This window comes from Mycobacterium sp. 852002-51613_SCH5001154 (assembly GCF_001667425.1).
Taxonomy (GTDB): Bacteria; Actinomycetota; Actinomycetes; order Mycobacteriales; family Mycobacteriaceae; genus Mycobacterium.
Genome location: NZ_LZII01000062.1, coordinates 89,081 through 107,084, shown reverse-complemented (window position 1 = coordinate 107,084; position 18,004 = coordinate 89,081). Strand labels below are relative to the sequence as shown.

The 18,004-nt window shown below is 69.0% G+C and carries 20 protein-coding genes; 6 read left to right on the top strand and 14 right to left on the bottom strand.

The window, feature by feature from the left end; translation table 11 throughout:
- Positions 1–31: 31 nt before the first annotated feature.
- Together A5750_RS17370 and A5750_RS17365 are read right to left on the bottom strand one after the other, a co-directional pair.
- Positions 32–1,564 (bottom strand): Hsp70 family protein, encoded by a 1,533-nt coding sequence (locus tag A5750_RS17370; RefSeq protein ID WP_231989238.1) that lies wholly within the window; start codon positions 1,562–1,564, stop codon positions 32–34.
- 157 nt (positions 1,565–1,721) lie between these two features.
- Complete coding sequence (locus A5750_RS17365) at positions 1,722–2,945, bottom strand: hypothetical protein (RefSeq protein WP_066947487.1); 1,224 nt, start codon at positions 2,943–2,945, stop codon at positions 1,722–1,724.
- A gap of 38 nt (positions 2,946–2,983) precedes the next feature.
- Between A5750_RS17365 and A5750_RS17360 the strand changes: the two genes are divergently transcribed.
- A complete protein-coding gene (locus A5750_RS17360) occupies positions 2,984–3,625 on the top strand; it encodes a TetR/AcrR family transcriptional regulator (protein ID WP_066947484.1) in 642 nt (213 codons plus the stop codon).
- Between the two features lie 107 nt (positions 3,626–3,732).
- A complete protein-coding gene (locus tag A5750_RS17355) occupies positions 3,733–4,221 on the top strand; it encodes a nuclear transport factor 2 family protein (protein ID WP_197505452.1) in 489 nt (162 codons plus the stop codon).
- A gap of 6 nt (positions 4,222–4,227) precedes the next feature.
- On the opposite strand, the gene A5750_RS17350 is transcribed toward A5750_RS17355, so the two are convergent.
- Positions 4,228–4,884 (bottom strand): L,D-transpeptidase, encoded by a 657-nt coding sequence (locus A5750_RS17350; RefSeq protein ID WP_066947478.1) that lies wholly within the window; start codon positions 4,882–4,884, stop codon positions 4,228–4,230.
- A gap of 59 nt (positions 4,885–4,943) precedes the next feature.
- Positions 4,944–5,621 (bottom strand): phosphatase PAP2 family protein, encoded by a 678-nt coding sequence (locus A5750_RS17345; protein ID WP_066947684.1) that lies wholly within the window; start codon positions 5,619–5,621, stop codon positions 4,944–4,946.
- A gap of 83 nt (positions 5,622–5,704) precedes the next feature.
- Here A5750_RS17345 and A5750_RS17340 point away from each other — a divergent pair, with 83 nt between their 5' ends.
- Positions 5,705–6,187, top strand: coding sequence for a hypothetical protein (locus A5750_RS17340; protein ID WP_066947475.1), 483 nt, complete (start codon positions 5,705–5,707; stop codon positions 6,185–6,187).
- Here the strand turns inward: A5750_RS17340 and A5750_RS17335 are convergent.
- On the bottom strand, positions 6,171–6,455 hold the full coding sequence (locus tag A5750_RS17335; protein WP_066947472.1) for a hypothetical protein: 285 nt from the start codon (positions 6,453–6,455) through the stop codon (positions 6,171–6,173). The genes A5750_RS17340 and A5750_RS17335 overlap by 17 nt on opposite strands.
- Before the next feature lie 73 nt (positions 6,456–6,528).
- Between A5750_RS17335 and bluB the strand changes: the two genes are divergently transcribed.
- Positions 6,529–7,203: a 5,6-dimethylbenzimidazole synthase gene (gene bluB, locus A5750_RS17330; protein ID WP_066947469.1), complete on the top strand. Its 675-nt coding sequence runs from the start codon at positions 6,529–6,531 to the stop codon at positions 7,201–7,203.
- A 37-nt stretch (positions 7,204–7,240) separates the two neighbouring features.
- Positions 7,241–8,644 carry a sulfatase gene (locus tag A5750_RS17325; RefSeq protein WP_066947466.1) on the top strand — a complete coding sequence of 468 codons (1,404 nt, stop codon included), beginning with the start codon at positions 7,241–7,243 and terminating at the stop codon, positions 8,642–8,644.
- Here A5750_RS17325 and A5750_RS17320 read toward each other — a convergent pair.
- Complete coding sequence (locus A5750_RS17320) at positions 8,641–9,426, bottom strand: trans-aconitate 2-methyltransferase (RefSeq protein ID WP_066947464.1); 786 nt, start codon at positions 9,424–9,426, stop codon at positions 8,641–8,643. The genes A5750_RS17325 and A5750_RS17320 overlap by 4 nt on opposite strands.
- Before the next feature lie 123 nt (positions 9,427–9,549).
- Between A5750_RS17320 and A5750_RS17315 the strand changes: the two genes are divergently transcribed.
- The gene (locus A5750_RS17315; RefSeq protein ID WP_066947461.1) at positions 9,550–10,758 is read left to right on the top strand and encodes a S9 family peptidase; all 1,209 of its coding nucleotides are present in this window, start codon (positions 9,550–9,552) and stop codon (positions 10,756–10,758) included.
- Here A5750_RS17315 and eccE read toward each other — a convergent pair.
- The 8 genes from eccE to A5750_RS17275 all read right to left on the bottom strand — a co-directional run bounded on the left by eccE (position 10,748) and on the right by A5750_RS17275 (position 18,003).
- The gene (gene eccE, locus A5750_RS17310) at positions 10,748–11,740 is read right to left on the bottom strand and encodes a type VII secretion protein EccE (protein WP_066947458.1); all 993 of its coding nucleotides are present in this window, start codon (positions 11,738–11,740) and stop codon (positions 10,748–10,750) included. The genes A5750_RS17315 and eccE overlap by 11 nt on opposite strands.
- Complete coding sequence (mycP, locus tag A5750_RS17305) at positions 11,737–13,131, bottom strand: type VII secretion-associated serine protease mycosin (RefSeq protein WP_066947455.1); 1,395 nt, start codon at positions 13,129–13,131, stop codon at positions 11,737–11,739. Before mycP ends, eccE begins: the two co-directional genes overlap by 4 nt.
- Complete coding sequence (gene eccD / locus A5750_RS17300; RefSeq protein ID WP_156659217.1) at positions 13,128–14,546, bottom strand: type VII secretion integral membrane protein EccD; 1,419 nt, start codon at positions 14,544–14,546, stop codon at positions 13,128–13,130. Before eccD ends, mycP begins: the two co-directional genes overlap by 4 nt.
- An 80-nt stretch (positions 14,547–14,626) precedes the next feature.
- Positions 14,627–15,496, bottom strand: a complete 870-nt coding sequence (locus A5750_RS17295) for an ESX secretion-associated protein EspG (RefSeq protein ID WP_066947449.1) — start codon at positions 15,494–15,496, stop codon at positions 14,627–14,629.
- Between the two features lie 10 nt (positions 15,497–15,506).
- Entirely contained in the window at positions 15,507–15,797 is a 291-nt protein-coding gene (locus A5750_RS17290; RefSeq protein WP_066947446.1) for a WXG100 family type VII secretion target, read from the bottom strand.
- 41 nt (positions 15,798–15,838) lie between these two features.
- Positions 15,839–16,132: a type VII secretion system protein EsxG gene (esxG, locus tag A5750_RS17285; RefSeq protein WP_066947442.1), complete on the bottom strand. Its 294-nt coding sequence runs from the start codon at positions 16,130–16,132 to the stop codon at positions 15,839–15,841.
- A gap of 63 nt (positions 16,133–16,195) precedes the next feature.
- A complete protein-coding gene (locus A5750_RS17280; protein WP_066947434.1) occupies positions 16,196–17,692 on the bottom strand; it encodes a PPE family protein in 1,497 nt (498 codons plus the stop codon).
- A gap of 2 nt (positions 17,693–17,694) precedes the next feature.
- Complete coding sequence (locus A5750_RS17275) at positions 17,695–18,003, bottom strand: PE family protein (protein WP_066947430.1); 309 nt, start codon at positions 18,001–18,003, stop codon at positions 17,695–17,697.
- Position 18,004: the final 1 nt, after the last annotated feature.

The window sequence follows — 18,004 nt, the reverse complement described above, 5'->3', positions numbered from 1 at the left end:
TTCCGGGATGCGTCCGTGCACCGAAAGCCGTTCAGCGACAAGCGGAATGTGTGCGCCCCCGCCCACCGTCACCACCGGTGGGAGGTGGCGGCGCGACGGGGCGCGGGACCAGGTGGCTGGCCGGGGGCGCCGGCAGCGGTGCGACGCTGGGCGCGGGCGGGGCCTGGCGGTTTTCCAGGCCGGTCAGCGTGTAGGCCACGCCGCCGATCGCCGTCATCGCCACCAGGGCGGACATGCCGATGATCAACTGCGACAACCGAAGGCGGCGCCACGGCCGGTCCGGGGGCGGGTCGATCACGTTCAGGCGCATCGACCAACCGGACGGGCCGTCTTCGTCGTAGGTTTCGCCGCCGAACCGCAACCGCACGTCGCCGGGGTATTCGGTCTGCGACCACGCCAATTCGCGATCCGTCAACGCCTCGTCGTCGATCACCAGCACGTCGCCGGCGCCGAGGTCGACGACCTCATTGGTGGCGTTGGCGGACGCGAGCAGGCCGATCGACGTCCGCGTGCGCAGGCTCAGCTCGTCACCGCGGGACGCCAGCAGCAGCGCGCCGCAGGCCGCCGCGAGTGCGGGCTGCGACGGCGTCAGGACCGGGATGCGTCCGTGCACCGAAAGCCGTTCAGCGACAAGCGGAATGTGTGCGCCCCCGCCCACCGTCACCACCGCAGCCAGGTCCCCCCAATTCTTGCGGTAGCGCACCAGCATGTCGTCGAAGGCGTAGATGAAGCCGGTCAACCGATCCGCCATCAGATCTTCGAGATCGTCGCGCTTGAGCGTGAAGCTGCAGCTGCGTTCGCCGAGCTGGGCAGCGATTTCGGTGACCACGTCGGTGGACAGCCGCTCCTTGGCCAGCCGGCACTGTTCCCTGAGGTCGCCGAGTTGCCCGACGGCGGCCGTACTGCCCGGGTCGATCCCGCTGCCGCGACCCAGCTCCTCGAAGACCCGCAGCAGCAGCTCCTGATCGATTTCGTTGCCGGACAGAGCCGCGTAACGCATTGTCGCGGTGACGAGTTCGAAATCACCCGCTACGTTCACCAGCGTCGCCGACGTACCGCCGCCACCGAAGTCCAGCAGCCCCACCACACCTTCGTCGGGGAGGCCGAGCTCGGACTTCACGGCGGTCAGCGACGCGATCGCATCCGAGACGAGCCGGGGCGCCATGCCGCTGCGGACGAATCCCAGATGCGTCCGTAGACCGTCGCGCAACGCCTGCACGGTAACGGGTTTCCAGTACGCGGGCACGGCAATGGAGATCTCCGAGCACGACGCGTCCGCGCCGGCGGCGCGCACCATCGCGTCCAGGGCCTCCACCGTCAGCAGTTCCGGGTCGTGCGCGGACCCGTCAGCGGACACCAGCGCCACCGATTCACCGATGCGCTCGACGAAGCCCTTCATCATCACGCCGGGCTCGGCGAGATACGAATTCTCTTCGGGCAAACCGACTTCCGGCGCGCAGTGCGGGTAAAGCGCCAGCACCGAACGCCGGATAACCGGTGGACTTTCGTTGCGCGCAGCGACCAGGTTCGTGGTCCCGATCGACAACCCAAGTGGGTCGTACATAGAGCGAAAACTTTCGTCTATAGGGGTCGGTGGCCAGCGTTAACCATAGTCGCGGACACGCCCAAAACCGATGGCCTGCAACATCATCGGTATCCGGTCGATGCCACCTCGTCACCGAAGTGGTACCGCTGACCCCTTGACAAATTGACGCGGTTGCTCACACCACGGTCAGCGGCAGTGATCGTCTCGGCTCAAACTGGAATGTCGCTCCGCCGCTCACCTTTGTTACCGACACCTCGGGCAGTTCGGCGGCCGCGGTGTCGGTTTCGACCAGTTCCGCGGTCCACTCGGTGTTCGTGCCGCTGACCCGGGCCTCGATGTGCGGGTCGACGGCGGTGGCGATCGCCTGCAGGGGTTGCACCGATTCGGGTGAGCACAGCGCGATCCATGCGGCGTCGTCGTGGGCCGGCGAGCGGTGCACCACGAGCCGGTTGGCCGTTTCCGCGCAGACGTAGCCGGCGGGGTTCAGCAGGGGGTGCAGTTCGAGCACCTGCAACACGCCTTCGATGCCGCCGGGCAGCCCCAGCGCGCGGTGAATGCGCTCGGCGGCCACGCCCGCTATGCCGGTCAGGCCTTGCGTGCACACCGACACGGCCTGGGCGTCGTCGGCGGCGCGGGCCCGGACCGCGATGGCGAACGACAGGTAGAGCAGGTGCATCTGCAGACAAACCTCGTCGGCCATCCGGACCAGCGCCGAATGCGAGAAGCCGGTGAAGTCGAAGTCCGACAGCAACGGGCCGGAGTAATCCGCCTTGCCTTCGTCGGAGCGGTCGATCGGGTCGAGTTCCCATGTGGCGGCTCGGGTTTGGTACACGACGTCCAGCGCGGGAATGCTCTTGGCCTCGGGGTGGGACTCGTCGATGATGACGGTCCACGCGCAGTGCGGCTGGCGGTCCTTCGGTGTCCGCGGCGGCCGGTGGATGGGGCGCACCTGGGCGCGGGCGTTGGTCGCCACCGCGGTGGCGTCGAAGGTCGGGTCCTCGATGGTGTGACACATGCCGAACACGTACTTCTCACCCATCGGCTCCACGTCGAGCAGCGCGCCGCAGTGGTCGAGCTGGAATTCGCCGTGCCAGCGGTCGTGCACGGTGTAGCGGAAGTCCATGAATTGCGGTGGCGCGCCGATGTCGAGCTGCAACCCCTTGAAAATGGTCGGCACGTCGTTGCCCTCGAAGTTGAGTGCCCGCTGCATGCGCCGGGTGTAGATGGGACTGGCGCCCGCCCACTCCTCGATGGCGATCTGCACCATCTCGTCGCGACCGAACGCGCTGATGCACCAGGCCATGCCCGAGCGGTCGATCAGTTGCCCGATCAAGAGCAGTTCGGGAACCAGGACGGCCAACTGCTCGCGGGTCAACCGCGCATAACGGGATCGGCTCACGGCCCAAAAATAGACTTGGCTATGTTATAAAGTCAACAATGTCGATTGCTGCAGGTCAGGCCGGGGGTTCGGTGGGCCCCACCCGGCGCACCACGGCGCCGCGCAAGCGCGGCGACGACACGCGCGCGAAGATCATCGACGAGACGGTCCGCTGCATCACGGAGGAGGGGTTCGCCGCCGCGACCGCCAAGCACGTCGCCGAACGCGCGGGCGTGACGTGGGGCGTCATCCAGTATCACTTCGGCGATCGCAATGGCCTGTTGATGGCCGTCGTGGACGACGGGGTGGACCGGCTGATCGAGAGCCTGTCGGCGGCCGATGTCAGCGAGTTGCCGCTGCGCAAGCGCATCGAGGTGGTCGTCGACACCGCGTGGAGCTGCTACAGCAGCCCGACGTCGACGGCGGCGTTCGAAATCCTGCGGGCGACCCGCGGCGGGCCGGGCGAGTCCCCGCGGCGCCATCTGCTGGAAATGAATGCGGCCATCGGGCAGCTCGGGCGGCTGATCACCGACGATCCCGCGAACGCCGGTGTGGCCGAAGTCATCTGGGCCACGCTGCGAGGCGTGGTGCTGGCGCAGATGGTCACCGGGACCGCCATCGACTGGAGCCTGGAACGGCGCGCCCTGATCGACATGGTCACCCGCTACCTCTCCGACGGTCGGGGCCACCGCGACACGTAAACCACGCACAAGACCCGCCGCGCGATGTGACCGTGGCTCAAGTCTCGGCGACGCCAGCTCTTCGATGCGAGCGCAAGCGGCTCATCACCGTGTGCTGCAATGACCGGATGAGCACCCTCACCCTCGACGAACTGGCCGATATCGAAGCCATCAAGCACGTCAAATACCGGTATCTGCGCGCGCTGGACACCAAGCACTGGGACGACTTCGCCGACACGCTGGCCGCGGACATCAAGGCCGACTACGGGCCGTCGATCGGCAACGAGTTGCACTTCACCAACCGCGACGACCTGGTCGAGTACATGCGTACGTCGCTGCCCGCCAACGTCATCACCGAGCACCGGGTGACCCATCCGGACATCATCGTCGACGGCGATACGGCAACGGGCAGTTGGTATCTGCAGGACCGGGTGATCGTCGCCGACTTGAACTTCATGCTGATCGGTGCGGCCTTCTACCGCGACACCTACCGACGCACCGACGCCGGCTGGAAGATCAGCGGCACCGGCTACGACCGAACCTACGACGCCACGATGTCGTTGGAGGGCATGAACTTCACGCTCAAGCCCGGTCGCGCGCTGGCCACCGACGCCTGACGCGCGCTACTTGGTGATTGCGATCACCGCTCCGGGCCGCAGCCATTTCATGATCGACACCAGCTGAGCGTCGTCGACGGCGACGCATCCCTCGGTGGGTTTCCCGTCGGTGGTGTGGAAGAAGAACGCCGAGCCGCCGCCCGGGGTCTTGTTCTTGTTGACTCCCATCACGACCGCGTGCTTGTACTGCGGGATTTGCAGATTCTCGCTTTCGGCGGTGTTGAACGGGCACTGCGCCTTCTGGCACACCTGCATGGAGTTGAAGGTGGGGCTGTGGTCGTCGCCGCTCCACCAGTGGTTGGCGCCGACCTGGGTATACGGCAGTCCGGTACCGGGATTCGGCGCGGTGCCGAACGCGGAGTCCAGGGTGTACACGCCCATCGGAGTGGCCGGCACCCCGCTCTTGGCCTGGGGCGCCATACCGTCCGAACCGACATGGGTGGGGATCCCCGTCCGCAGCGCCTGCCACCCGGCGGCGGAGCGCTGATAGATGTCCATCGTCGCGTTCGACCCGCCGGTGCTCATCACCGAAACCACCTGCGTGGCATTGCCGACCGCGTTCGCGAACCAGGGGGCACCCGCCGCGGCACCGATCGGCGCCAGCGCGAGCGACACGAAAACTGCGCACGCCGAAGCGGCCAGCGAAGCGAGCAGTCGGCGCATGACCTTTATCGTCAAACCCCAACGGCGCGGGGTCAAGTAAAGCTTTAGACCCGGTTAGGTCACCGCGCCGTGACCAAATCCCCCGCGTCGCACGGCTTTCGGAAGGAAGCCCGGCTCGGCGGCCGAATTACCGTGAAACACATCAGGAAATACAGGTAGCCCAGCGACCAGCCCGCCAACACATCGGACGGGTAGTGCACGTTCAGTGCCACCCGCGAGACCCCCACCGCCAGCACGCTCAGCGCGACCAGCGCGATCGCACCGCGGCGCACCGCCCGGTTCATCGCCGGCAACGCCAGGGACAGCGCCGCGAGCAGCGCGGCCGTCGCCTCCAGCGCGTGCCCGGACGGAAACGACGTCTCAGCCGCGGCCACCAGCATGGTCGACGGCCGTGGCCGGTCCACCAGCGTCTTGGCCGCCACCGTGACGAACCCGCTCAGCGGCGCACACGCCAACAGCAGCAAGCCCGCGCGCACCCGGCGCATGATCAGGGCGGCCACCGCCGCCAGCGTGCCCAGCACCCGCAACGGGACCGGACCCAGCGCAAAGGAAACATCCGCCCAGAACCGCACCCAGAACGGGTGTTTGACCGCGCTGTCGCGCGCGGCGTCCAGCAGTGACCAGTCCATGCGCTGCTGCCAGTGCCAGTGCTGCGAGTAACCCACCCACATAAGCGCGTACACCGCCACAGCGGTCACGGCGATGCAGGCGGCCGTAGTGATCCGCGATCGGGTCATGACCCCCACGGATACCAGCTGCACCGCGCACAGCGGCGGGCGGCCTGACCACGCGGTCGCCGGCGCCGGTCCATACTGGCGTCATGGCCGTATTTGTCCGTAGGTTGTTCGGCATCGGCAAGCTGCCCGACGACGTGTACGCGCAGGTCGAGGCGGAAGGCCTTATCCACCTTGCCGACTACGTCCCGGTGACCCGGCGATTCCGCGGCGCCATCCCCGGCGTGCGATTGCCGCACAGCGTCGCCAGCTACACGGGTTCGCTGGTGTTCAGCTCCGAGCGGGTGCTCGCCACGTTGTCCATGTTGCCCAGGCTGGCCGGTCCGACCGTCGACGTCCGCTGGGACGCGGAGCACAACGGATCGGCGCAGGTCGAAATATCGTCGACCGGTTTGCGGGTCGACGTCGACGTCAATAGGGTCGACCCGAAGTTCAGCGGCGAACTGTCGCTGCACTACAAGGTCGCCATTCCGGCCGACGTGCTCAGCGGCCTGCCGCGGCGATCGCTGGCCTTCGACATGCCGCCCGACTACGTCTTTCGCGCGGTCGGCGTTACCTATAGTCCGTGACGGTCATCCGCGGCCAGGGCGGTTGCCGCAGAACCGCGAGGCTGGCGATCACCGCCGCCAGCAGGCCGGTCATCACTCCGATCAGCGCGATTCGATTCCCGTCCACGGCGGGCGTCCAGGACGCCTCGCCGTTGCGGATGACGAAGACGCCGCGGGGTTTGACGACGGGGATCACGGTGGTGCCGTCCGGTGTCTGATAGGGCTCGCCGTACACGCGGCCGGCGGCGGGGTCGCTGGGCAGCTGGTCGAGTGCGTCCAAGGGCTTCACGGCACACTCCTTTCTCGGATGTTCGCCGGGTCCGTGCTGCGGACAGGGTTCACGCTAACGCGGATTTCCTACGATGACTCCCGTGAGCGAGGAGGGCTTCAGCCCGCAGGAGCGCCGCGCCGTCTATCGGGCGATCTCCGAACGACGGGACATGCGCCGGTTCTCACCGGGCGTGGTGGCCGAGGACGTGCTGGCCCGCCTGCTGCAGGCGGCCCACGCGGCGCCCAGCGTCGGCCTGATGCAGCCGTGGCGTTTCATCCGCATCACCGATGACGGGCTGCGGCGGCGCATCCACGCGCTCGTCGACGACGAGCGCCCGCTCACCGCCGCGGCCCTGGGCGAGCGGGGCGAGGAGTTTTTGGCGCTGAAAGTCGAAGGCATCCTGGAATGCGCCGAGCTTCTGGTGGTGGCGCTGGGCGACGACCGGGAGCGGCATGTATTCGGCCGGCGGACGCTACCGCAGATGGACCTCGCGTCGGTGTCGTGCGCGATCCAGAATCTGTGGCTGGCAGCGCGCGCCGAAGGCCTTGGCATGGGCTGGGTTTCGCTGTTCGATCCGCACCGATTGGCGGCCATGCTCGAGATGCCCGCCGGGGCGGAGCCGGTGGCCATTCTGTGCCTGGGGCCGGTGCCCCAATTCCCCGATCGGCCCGCGTTGGAACTGGACGGCTGGGCCGTCGCCCGTCCGCTCTCGGAGTTCGTCTGCGAGAACCGCTGGAGTCGGCGCGCCCAGGGTCCCCCCGAGTAGCTGCGGTATCGTCGCCGGTCGCGGGCAAATCGGAGAGGTGACGCAATTGGCGCCGGGCGAAGCAGCCGACCGACAGGACAACGTGCTGATCGTGCACTGGCACGATCTGGGGCGCTATCTGGGCGTCTACGGCCACCCGGACGTCTCCAGCCCCCGGCTGGACCGCCTTGCCGCCGAGGGCATCCTGTTCACCCGGGCGCACGCCACGGCGCCGCTGTGCTCGCCGTCGCGCGGATCGCTGTTCACCGGCCGCTACCCGCAGACCAACGGCCTGATCGGGCTGGCGCACCACGGCTGGGAATACCGCAACGGCGTGCGGACGCTGCCCCAGATATTGACCGATGCGGGTTGGTACTCGGCGCTTTTCGGCATGCAGCACGAGACGTCCTACCCGCAGCGGCTGGGCTTCGACGAGTTCGACGTGTCCAACTCATACTGCGAGTACGTGGTGGACAAGGCGGGCGAATGGCTGCGCGAGGGCACCGAAGATCTCGGGGGCCAGCCGTTCCTGTTGACCGCCGGCTTCTTCGAGACGCACCGGCCGTATCCGCGGGACCGCTACGAGCCGGCGGACACTGCGGAGGTCGACCCGCCCGACTTCCTACCCGACATCCCCGAGGTGCGGGGCGACCTCGCCAGTTTCTATGGGGCGATCGCGACGGCCGACGCCGCGGTCGGCCGGCTGCTGGACACGCTGGCCGAAACCGGGTTGGACGCCACCACCTGGGTGGTGTTCTTCACCGATCACGGCCCGGCGTTCCCCCGCGCGAAATCCACGCTGTACGACGCGGGAACCGGCATCGGCATGATCATCCGGCCCCCCACCAGCCAGGCCATCACCCCACGCGTCTACGACGAACTGTTTTCCGGCGTGGACCTGCTGCCGACGCTGCTGGGCCTGCTGGGTCTCGACGTTCCCGACGATGTCGACGGGGTGTCGCACGCGCGCGCCCTGGTCGCCCCGGACCCGCACGCCGTGCCGGTCCGAGACCGCGTGTACACGACGAAGACCTATCACGACTCGTTCGATCCCATCCGCGCGATTCGCACCAAGGAATACAGCTACATCGAGAACTACGTGCCCCGGCCGCTGCTCGACCTGCCGTTGGATATCGAGGAGAGCCCGTCCGGGATGGCCGTGGCGCCGTTGGTCACCGGCCCGCGCCCCGAGCGCGAGCTCTACGACCTGCGCACCGACCCCAGCGAGACCACCAACCTGCTGGCCGGTGACGTCGCGGGTGCGGACGAGATCGCGGCGGATTTGGCTGTCCAGCTTCATGATTGGCGCCAGCGCACGGGTGACGTCATCCCGTCGGAGTTCGCCGGCACCCGCATCTCCGCACGTTACACCGAGACGTACCTGCAGATTCATCGGATGAAGCCGACCTCCCGGTCGGCGATCGCCGCCGAACGCGGCATCGAGAAGGAAGCGAGCGGTTAGCCGGCGGAGCGCCGCGAGCCGCCGACCTCGGCGACCATGAACACCCGCCGGAACGGGAAGATCGTCGTGCCGTCGGCCCGGGGCGGGTAGGCGTCGTCGAGCAGCGGGATGAGTTCCTCGCGGAACCGCTCCCAGTCTTCGGCGCTCAGCCGCTCGCGCACCGGAACCAGCGCCGTCCCGGTGATCCATTCCAGCACCGGATTGTCACCGGACAACTGGTGCAGGTAGGTGGTCTCCCAGACGTCGACCTTGCATCCGGCGTCCAGCAGCAGATTGGCGTACTGAATCGGCGGCTGTACCACGGCACCGACACGAAACGGTATGTCACGCATCACTTTTGCGTAGGGCTCACGCCGGGCCAGGGTCCGCACCGTGGCGTGTGACGGGGTCTCGAAGTTGCCCGGAATCTGGACGGCGATCCACGAACCGGCGGGCAGCTCGTCCACCCAGCGGACCAGCAGATCGGCATGCTCGGGCACCCAATGCAGCGCGGCGTTGCTGACCACGACGTCGGTATCGGGCTTGGGCTTCCAGTCCCGCAGGTCGCCGACGACGGCGTCGATGCCGCGTTCCTTTGCCGCGGCGACCATCTCCGGCGAGGTATCCATCGCCTCGATCACCGCCTCCGGCCAGCGCCGCGACAGGTACTTGGTCAGGTGGCCGGGCCCGCAACCGAGATCGACGACCCGCCGGGCCCGCTCGGCCCCCACCCGTGACAGCAGGTCGTAGAAGGGCCGGCTGCGATGGTCCGCAAAGGCCAGGTAGACATCTGGATCCCACATGTCGGTCCTCCTGATCAACGCGCCGTCGCCAAGCCGGCAGTAGACCAACCGTATTACCGCATGGCGCCCCGGCGCCGCCCAACTGGCCCCGGGAGCGGCGCCCGCCGGTTAGCATCGGCTTTCGTGGCGCCCGACACTTCGATTGATCCGCCCATTCCCGTTCCGGACATTCCCGGTGCATTCAAGGGTGCTGACGTACCGCTCGACGTCGGCGGATTGCCCCCGAATTCCGCGTTGTCCCCCCGCCAGCGCATGGTAGTCGAGGGCTCCGCCATCGGCGACCTCGCCCTGCGCACCTGGGTGTCGTCGCTGCTTACCGCGACGGTGGCCCCGGCCGTACTCGCCGCCTCCCTGCGGCACCCCGATGCCGGCGCCGAGCGCGCCAACCTGAACTTCTACGCCGAGCTGGGCGCGCAGCGCGACCCGGTGAAGTCGTTTCCCGCGCCGAGGAAACCGCCGCGGGTCACGTCACGGCCGGCCAGCCCGCTGACCGAGTGGGTCGCCGGCGGCACGGTGGAAAACATCGAATTCGAAAGCAGTTTCACGGCCATCAACCCCGCGATGCGCGAGCAATGGGGGGCGTGGAAGTCCAACAACACCGTGCGCGCGCAGCACTGGCGCCACGACGACGGGCCGCGTCCCACGCTGTGTGTCATCCACGGTTTCATGGGGTCGTCGTACCTGGCCAACGGGCGGTTCTTCGCGCTGCCGTGGTATTACCGGTCCGGTTACGACGTCCTGATGTTTACCCTGCCGTTTCACGGCAAGCGCGCCGAAAGGCTATCGCCGTTCAGCGGTTTCGGCTATTTCGCCGGCGGCCTCAGCGGTTTCGCGGAGGCGATGGCCCAGGCGGTGCACGACTTCCGGTCCGTCATCGATTACCTGCGCGGCACCGGGGTCGACCGGATCGCGCTGACCGGCATATCGCTGGGTGGTTACACCTCGGCGCTGGTGGCCTCGGTCGACGACCGGCTCGAGGCCGTCATCCCGAACTGTCCCGTCGTCACCCCGGCGACTCTGTTCGACGAATGGTTTCCGGCCAACAGACTCGTGCGGCTGGGGCTGCGGTTGTCGCACATCAGCCGCGCGGAATTATGGGACGGGTTGTCCTACCACTGCCCGCTGACCTATCGGCCGCTGCTGGACAAGGACAGGCGGATGATCATCACCGGGCTCGGCGACCGGATGGCGCCGCCGGACCATGCCGTCAAGCTGTGGGAGCATTGGGATCGTTGTGCGCTGCACTGGTTTCCGGGCAGCCACGTGCTGCACGTCAGCCAGCTGGACTATCTGCGCCGGATGACCGCGTTCCTGCAGACCGTCATGTTCTAGCGGCTTCGGTGGCCGGCTCCTCGCCCGCCAGGGTCGGCCAGTCCAGCTCCGCCAGCAGGGCCGCCGGGGCGGCGGTGTGCCCGTCGAGCCGCCGCGTGGACAACAGATCCAGCGCCTCGAGCGCGGGCCGGTGGTTGCCGTGCTGCGGGATCAGCCCGGGCAGCGGAACCGTCCGCTCCGGTGGCGTGTCGGTCAGGAAGGCACACGCGGCCGCGACGGTGTTGTGGGTCCCGTCGCCGGCGATCTCCAGCGCCATGCACGTCTCCCGCGCCGGATAAGCCCGAATCGACTCCAGGGTCTCGGCCAGCTCACCGTTGACCTGAACCTGGTATGCCGCAAGGTAATCCGATGCGCCGCGCTGCACCGCGGACCACCTCTCGCGGGGGTTGGAGGTGAGCAACCGTGGGACGTCGTCGGGCGCGACGCTGTTGACTTCCCAGCCGAACTCCCGCAGGTGGTCGGCCAGCCGACGCGCCGTCACCTGCGCGGTCTCATGCAACGGGATGCGCGCGGAGCGGGCGCGCAGCGCGGCCAGGTTGTCGGTGGCCGATATCGTGAGCCCGATCCACGTCTCGCGTCTGGACGCATCGGATGCGTTGTCGCGACTGGTGATCCGGATCTTGTCCGCGCGGATGCCGTAGCGGTCCAGGTAGCGGGCGATCAAGGGCAGCGGCAACGCGTCGGCCGCGTCGCCACCCGGCGCCCCGATCCGAAGCAGCGCGGTTGTCGCGGTCGCAGAAGCGAATTCGGGTGCGGTCACCTCGCCGCGTCCCATGATCGCCAGCCGGCGGCGCAGCAGCGTGGTGAAATACAAACCGCGCCAGCAGCCGAACAGCATGAGCACGACAGCCGCGGCGATGCCGAGCAGCCAGTAATCGCGCAGTGACCGCCACGGGTACGCCATCACCGCCGGGACGACGGCCAGCAACGCCAGCGTGATCCGGCCGGGTCCGGGGGTGGGTGTCCAGCGCTGCAGGCTCACGGGGTGGGGTCCTTTCGTCGGCGGGTGGCGGTGGTGGCGACCGCGCCCGCGACTGCGACAAGCACAGCCAGTGCGGCGGTTCCGGCCAGCGCGACGGTCCGCGGGGTGGTGTCCTTGGGCGCGGGTGCGGGCGGGACGGCGACCGGCTTGACCGGCGAGGCAGGAGGCTGATTGCCCACGGGCAGTTGCCAGGTCAAGGCCGCCACCGGGTCCACGCTGCCGGTACCGATGACGTTGGACGGCGCCCGGGCGCCGTTGTGCGCGGTCGCGGTGATGCGATGCACGATCTGTGTGGCGTTGAGGTCGGGGTATTTGCTGCGGACCAGCGCCGCGACGCCGGCCACATAACCGGCCGCATAGCTGGTGCCGCTCAAGGCCACCTGCTGCTGATGCTCATCGGGCAAACCGTTGGCCAGGCCGCCGCCGTCGGCGTTGCCGACCGAGACGATCCGTTCGCCCGGCGCCGCGATGCCCACCCACGGGCCCGCCATGGTGAACTTCGACGGCTGGCCGTCCGGTGTCAGGGAGGCCACGGACAGCACGTAGGGCTGCCAGACGGACGGGATGGAGATCGAGGTGACACCGGCCCAGTTGCGCGGATCGTCCGGGTGGCTCAGGTCGGTGAGCGGGTTGGACTCGCAGGACGTGCCGCCGGCGACCGATCCGGTCGGCCCGGTGTTGCCGGCGGCGGCCACGATCACCGCATCCTTGTCCACCGCGGCGTAGCGAATCGCCGCGCCGAGGGCGGCCTGGTCGACGGACCGGTCGGCGGGCAGGCAAGTGAGCGTGGAGATGTCGATCACCCGGGCGCCCAGGTCGGCCGCGTGCACGATCGCGCGGCTCAGCGTGGCGACGTCCGAGGACGCCCGTGCCATCAGCGGGTCGCCGCCGGGGGTGCGGGGCGAGTACTTGGCCGACGTCGTCCTGATCGAGACCACGCGCGCCGCGGGCGCCACACCGGCGAAACCGTCGTCGCCGGGCTGGCCGGCGATGAGGCCGGCGATGAGGGTGCCGTGGCCGTCGCAGTCGGTCAGGCCGTCGGTCGTCTCGACGAAGTCACCACCCGGATCGACGTTGGGCAGCCGCGGACCCGGCCGTACGCCGGTGTCGAGCACCGCCACCAGCTGGCCATCACCACGCGAGAATTGCCATGCCCCAGAAAGATTCAGCGTCGCCTGGCTGGGCGTGACGGCCGCGGGATCGCTGCCGGGGATGACCCCGGAGACGCTGCACGGGCCGCGCTGCTCCATCGGCTGCACGGGGCCGGGGGCCCCGTTCGGCGGCGGGACGCCCGGATCGACCTTCGGCTGATCGATGGCCAACGCCGACGGACACGTCCACAGCACGGCCGCCACAGCCGCTGCGAGACAAGCCGATCCGGACCGGATCATCGATTGAGTATCCAGGTGAAGATGCCGACCAGGTAGGCCATCACGGGGATGAGTGACGCGTCGAGCCCGGCCGCGACGAAGCCCACTAGCCGGCGCACCGGAAGCGGATAGCTCTCCGGCTCGGCGATGCGCGGGTTGAGCGCCACCACTACCCAGACCACGGCCAGCACGACGAGCACCAGCGCCGCACCAAGGGCGGCCCCGAAGCGCCCGGTCGCGGTGTAGAGCACCAGCAGAACGCCCCCGGCCAGGTAGGGCTGCGCGAGCAGCCACGCCTTGCACGCGGCCGAATCCCATACCCGGGCGCGCAGGACGGATGTTGCCGCCGTGGCGCCCACGATGTACCAGCCGACGCCGCTCAGCGCTTCGGGGCGCAGTGCGATCGCCACCGAGCCCAGGACACTGAGCAGCACTGCGGCAGCGATGAATCCGTTCTGATGGGCATCGCTGATCCGCACCCGGCGCGGCAGATCCTCGAGCACCCGCAACGAGGGGGCCGAGGGGGTGGGGTCGCCGGGCGCGGGGATGACCGGCAGCGGGAAGCGCGCCCACAGCGCCGAGAGTTGAGCCGCCTCGACGGTGACCAGCAGCGCCGCGACGATCAGCCCGCAGCCGATGGCGAGCGGCCGCAGGTGCCAGAGCATCCCGGCGCCGGCGGCCAGCAGCACCCCCGCTCCCACCACCGCGGTCGCGGTGAAGAATCCGACGATGCGCTCCCGCTCCGCGCTGGGCACCATCAAAGCGATCAGCGACCACGCGGTGACGCCGGCCGCCGCAAGCATGATGTGCGCCGGTCCGAACCGGCCGGGCACCGCCAATGCCAGCGCGGCACCGATCGGCACCAGCGCGGCGATCGTGCACGCCGCCCCGGTGCGCGGCGAGCGCGCCGCGACCAGCAAGCCGACGATCGCGGTCACCGCCGCGACCGCGCTGACCGCGACCAGCCCGGCCAGCGCGCCGGTGGCGACGCGGTAGGTGACCGAGAGCCCGGTGGCCAGCAATGCGACAGCGAGCAGAGCGGCCAGCGCGCCGCGCTGGATATGCGTTGCGCCCCACGGCTTCAGTCGCGAGGTCGAGAAGATCATGGCGGCGTCGGCGATGTCCTCGACGATGCCGGGAGCCGCCTGCCCGACGGGCACGGGCTGCAGCGCCAGCAGGTCACCGTCCACGACCCCGACGGTTTCCAGGCTGGCGTCCAGGCTGAACGGCGCGCCGCCGATCGGGGCGAGACTCAGTTGGGTCGCCGCGCCGAGGTCGGCCGTCCCTCGGGCGGTGTCGTCGGAATCGCCATTCGATGTCGTGGGAACCACCAAACGCTGGACGGCGGGCAGGATTTCCCGCAGCGGCAGCTCGGCGGGCAACGCCATTTCCGTCAGCCGGCTGTCCGCGAGGATTGCCACGCGGACGATCGGCATCACGGCGCCGGACGTCACCGGACCCTCGAAACACGCTGGGGCCTTACCTGAAACATCGTTGCTCTCTTCTCTTTAAGGGGTTATGCGTGTTGTGCAGTGAAATCTCTGGCCAACCGGTGGCCGGAGAACCATTCGGAGTCCGGCAGTAACGCGGTCAGCTGTTCGAGCGCGACGGCGATCGCGAAGGGTGTGCCGGGGGCGAACGTCGACACCCACTCGCCGTCGAATGCGCGGGACGGACTGACCAGGACCCGTCCCGCGGCCGCGTCGACGATGCTCATCCCCACTTCGGTGGTGGCGTGCCGCCCGTCGCGGTGGCAGCCGGCTACGATTTCGACGTAGCTGCGCGGTCCGTTGAACACCGATTCCACCACCCGCCGCGCCGACGGCGGGATACCCAGGTAGTCAACGACTTCGGCCAGGGAGGCACCCGAGCGCAGCCGCTCGTCGGCCCGCGCTCCGACCCGCGTCGGCATGCTGAACTCGTCGAACCGGGCCGGCGGTTGCTGCGCGAGGCCGACGCCGAGGACCGGAACCAACGCACGCGGGTCGTCGATGTCCATGGCGGTGAACGTGATCAGCTGCGCGCTGCGCAGCGCCACGATCGTCCTGTCGGTGGTGGCAGAGCGCTGCGCCACGATGCCGCGCAGCAGGTCCCCGGTGCCGGTGTCCTTGGCGGGGCCCACGTAGCGCAGGTCGAGCCATCGTTCCGGGAAGCACACCACCCTGATCCAGTCGGCCACCGCCGGGTGGACGACCCCACCCTCCGATACCAGACCCAACTGGGTCAGCTCGGCCTTCTGACGCTCGAAGAACGCGTGGCGTTGCGCGGCATCGCTATAGGGCGAGGTGATCGCGAGCACCCACGGGAAGCTACCCGCCCCAATGGTTTCCGCTATGAACCACGCGTGATCGACCGTCAGCTCGACGGCGTTCGGCTCAGTGTTCATGAAACAAGAATTAACCGCCCCATTTGGCGGCTTCAGCCTGGTCCCGGGCGAGCATGGACATGGTGTTGGATTCGTGGGTGCTGGCCATCGCCTGGTAGGCGCGCACCAGGCTCTCCATTGCCTGGTTCCACTGGGCCTGCCACGCCTGGTAGGTCATACCGGTGTCGCCCTGCCAGGCGTTCGACAGCGTTGCCTGCTCGCTGGCGATGTCCGAACCGAGCCCCTGCAGCGTGCCGGCGTAGCCGGACATGTCGGCGGCGTGGCTCAGCATCGCCGGGTAGTTGTACATGATCTGGGACATGACAAGTCCTTTCGCGGTTGATGGCGTTTGAAGCGGCTGGATCAGAAGGCGGTGTAGCCGGAAGCGGCGGCGGCGTCGGCGGCCACGTAGGTGCCCGCGGCGTCGCCGAGGTTGGCCTGTGCGATGTCCAGCAGGGTGTTGACCCGGGCGGCGGCTTCGACGAAGCGGGCGTGCGCGGCCTGGAACGCGGCCGAAGACTCGCCCTGGTGGAACGCCTGCGCCGACATCGCTTCCTGCTCGGCCTGGCTGATGGTGCTGCGCATCAGGGCCGCCTTGGCGCTGAATGCCGATTGCGCGGCCACCAACTGTGGAATATGAGCGTCCAACATACTCATGTTGATTCCTTTCCGTTCGTTCTCAAGGGGTTTCGCTGACTGACGAGCATGGTGCCGACTGCGTTAGCCCCCTTCCCTCGGCTCCGTCGGATGCGCCGGGTCTCGGTCCGCGTCGTGGTCCCAGGTGCCGGGCATCATCGGTATCCTTGGGCCGCCGCCGAATTCGCCGTCGGTGAGCTTGGTCAATCCGGCCGCGCGGAAGCCGTTTTCCTTGCGCGCGGTTCCCGCGAAGCCCAGCGTTCCGGCCCCCGCGCCGGATGCCATTGTCGCGGCCAGTCGCTCCTCGTCGCCGTAGTCCGGTGGTATGCCGATGTCGGACTCCATATCCAGGTATTCGTCGCTGTGGTCGCGCATTGCGGCGCGCCGGCGCCGCCTCGCACGCGCCGCGGCCCGGCTGGCCGCCGCCGCCCCGGCAGCCGGGATGGTCGCCGCCGGCGCCTTAGCACCACCGCGACCGCCCACCGTCGGGCCGATGCCGGGGTCCGGGTCGCCGCCATAGGCGACCAGGTAAGCGAGAGTGCTCGGTGCCGGCGCCGCGGCGGGTGCGGGAGCCGCACCGGAGCCCGCGGCCACCGAGGTGGCCGGAGCCCCAGCGGGACTCGCCACCGTCGGGGCCAGCGCAACCGCCGGCAGCGACGACGCCGGCCTGGTCGACGTCACGAGCGGTGGCGCGGCGGCGCCGGCCGCCACCGGCGCGATTTCGGCGGGCGCGGAGAGCAAGGAACTCAGTCCGATTCCGAGTAGCAGCGGCATGAGGAAGGGTGCGGTCAGGATCGCACCCCAGGTCGGCCAGCCGACGGCGTTGAAGAACACCTGGTAGGCGACGAAGAACAGCAGTGGACCGTTGGCGGCCAGAAACGCCGGCAGGTTGGAGAAGAAGTTCTGCAGCATCTGCTGAATGTTCTGGAAGAAGTCCTGCAGGAACTTGGACAACTGCTGGATCAGGTTCTGCCACCAATCCCCGGGCGTGTTCTGCGAGGCGTTGGCCGCGAGACTGTTGGCGTCACCGCCCGGACGCACGATCGACGGCGCGGGGGCGCTGCGTGGCGCGGCGGCGAGCGCCGCCCCCGAGGTGGCCTGATAAGCGCCCATCACGGTGGCGGCCTGGACCCACATCCGCGCATAGTCGGCCTCGTTGAGCGCGATTGGAATCGTATTGACACCAAAGAAGTTCGTCGCCACCAACACCCCGTGAACGGCGTGGTTGGCGGCCAGCTCCCCCAGCGTCGGCATCGCCGCCAAGGCGGCCGTATACGCCGCCGCCGCGATCTCTTGCTGCGCGGCCACGCCGGCGCTGTCGGCACTGGCCTGCTGCAGCCACGCCAGATACGGCGCGTGCGCGGCCGCGTACTGCTCTGCGCTGGGTCCCTCCCACGCCCCCGCCTGAGTCTCCCCCAGCACCCCGGTGAGTTCGGCTGCCGCCGTTGCGTATTCGGTGCTCAACGCGGTCCACGCGCCCGCGGCCGCCAGCAGCGGCCCCGGTCCCGGACCGGCGCTCAGCAACGTCGAATGCACCTCGGGGGGCGAGGCCATCCAGACGAAAGCGACGGGCGACGTCATTCTCAGGCGCCCGCGGACCCGTACGTCGCGGCGGCCGCGGTGTCTCCGGCGAGATAGCTGACGCCGGCCTCGCCGACGCCCACGCCGGCGCGGCCGAGCTCTTCCACGCCCTGGGCGGCGACAGCGGCGTGCTCCTGGCCCTGCGCACTGAACCCGACGGCCGTCTGCAGCGACACCGGATCCACCGCCGGCGGTACCACCGCGGTGATGGCCGGAGCGGCCGCCGCATGGGCGGCGGCCAGCCGCGCCGTCAGCGCCTCCACCGCGGCGCTGGTCGCGGCCAGGCCCTCGGGAACCACTCGCAACGTCATG

Bases quoted from the DNA above. Each gene is read 5' to 3' on its own strand.
- A5750_RS17280 (WP_066947434.1), bottom strand. From the start codon at position 17,692: ATGACGTCGCCCGTCGCTTTCGTCTGGATGGCCTCGCCCCCCGAGGTG.
- A5750_RS17345 (WP_066947684.1), bottom strand. From the start codon at position 5,621: ATGACCCGATCGCGGATCACTACGGCCGCCTGCATCGCCGTGACCGCT.
- A5750_RS17320 (WP_066947464.1), bottom strand. From the start codon at position 9,426: ATGTGGGATCCAGATGTCTACCTGGCCTTTGCGGACCATCGCAGCCGG.
- A5750_RS17290 (WP_066947446.1), bottom strand. From the start codon at position 15,797: ATGTCCCAGATCATGTACAACTACCCGGCGATGCTGAGCCACGCCGCC.
- A5750_RS17340 (WP_066947475.1), top strand. From the start codon at position 5,705: ATGGCCGTATTTGTCCGTAGGTTGTTCGGCATCGGCAAGCTGCCCGAC.
- eccD (WP_156659217.1), bottom strand. From the start codon at position 14,546: ATGCCGATCGTCCGCGTGGCAATCCTCGCGGACAGCCGGCTGACGGAA.
- A5750_RS17355 (WP_197505452.1), top strand. From the start codon at position 3,733: ATGAGCACCCTCACCCTCGACGAACTGGCCGATATCGAAGCCATCAAG.
- A5750_RS17295 (WP_066947449.1), bottom strand. From the start codon at position 15,496: ATGAACACTGAGCCGAACGCCGTCGAGCTGACGGTCGATCACGCGTGG.
- A5750_RS17350 (WP_066947478.1), bottom strand. From the start codon at position 4,884: ATGCGCCGACTGCTCGCTTCGCTGGCCGCTTCGGCGTGCGCAGTTTTC.
- esxG (WP_066947442.1), bottom strand. From the start codon at position 16,132: ATGAGTATGTTGGACGCTCATATTCCACAGTTGGTGGCCGCGCAATCG.
- A5750_RS17370 (WP_231989238.1), bottom strand. From the start codon at position 1,564: ATGTACGACCCACTTGGGTTGTCGATCGGGACCACGAACCTGGTCGCT.
- bluB (WP_066947469.1), top strand. From the start codon at position 6,529: ATGACTCCCGTGAGCGAGGAGGGCTTCAGCCCGCAGGAGCGCCGCGCC.
- A5750_RS17275 (WP_066947430.1), bottom strand. From the start codon at position 18,003: ATGACGTTGCGAGTGGTTCCCGAGGGCCTGGCCGCGACCAGCGCCGCG.
- A5750_RS17360 (WP_066947484.1), top strand. From the start codon at position 2,984: ATGTCGATTGCTGCAGGTCAGGCCGGGGGTTCGGTGGGCCCCACCCGG.
- mycP (WP_066947455.1), bottom strand. From the start codon at position 13,131: ATGATCCGGTCCGGATCGGCTTGTCTCGCAGCGGCTGTGGCGGCCGTG.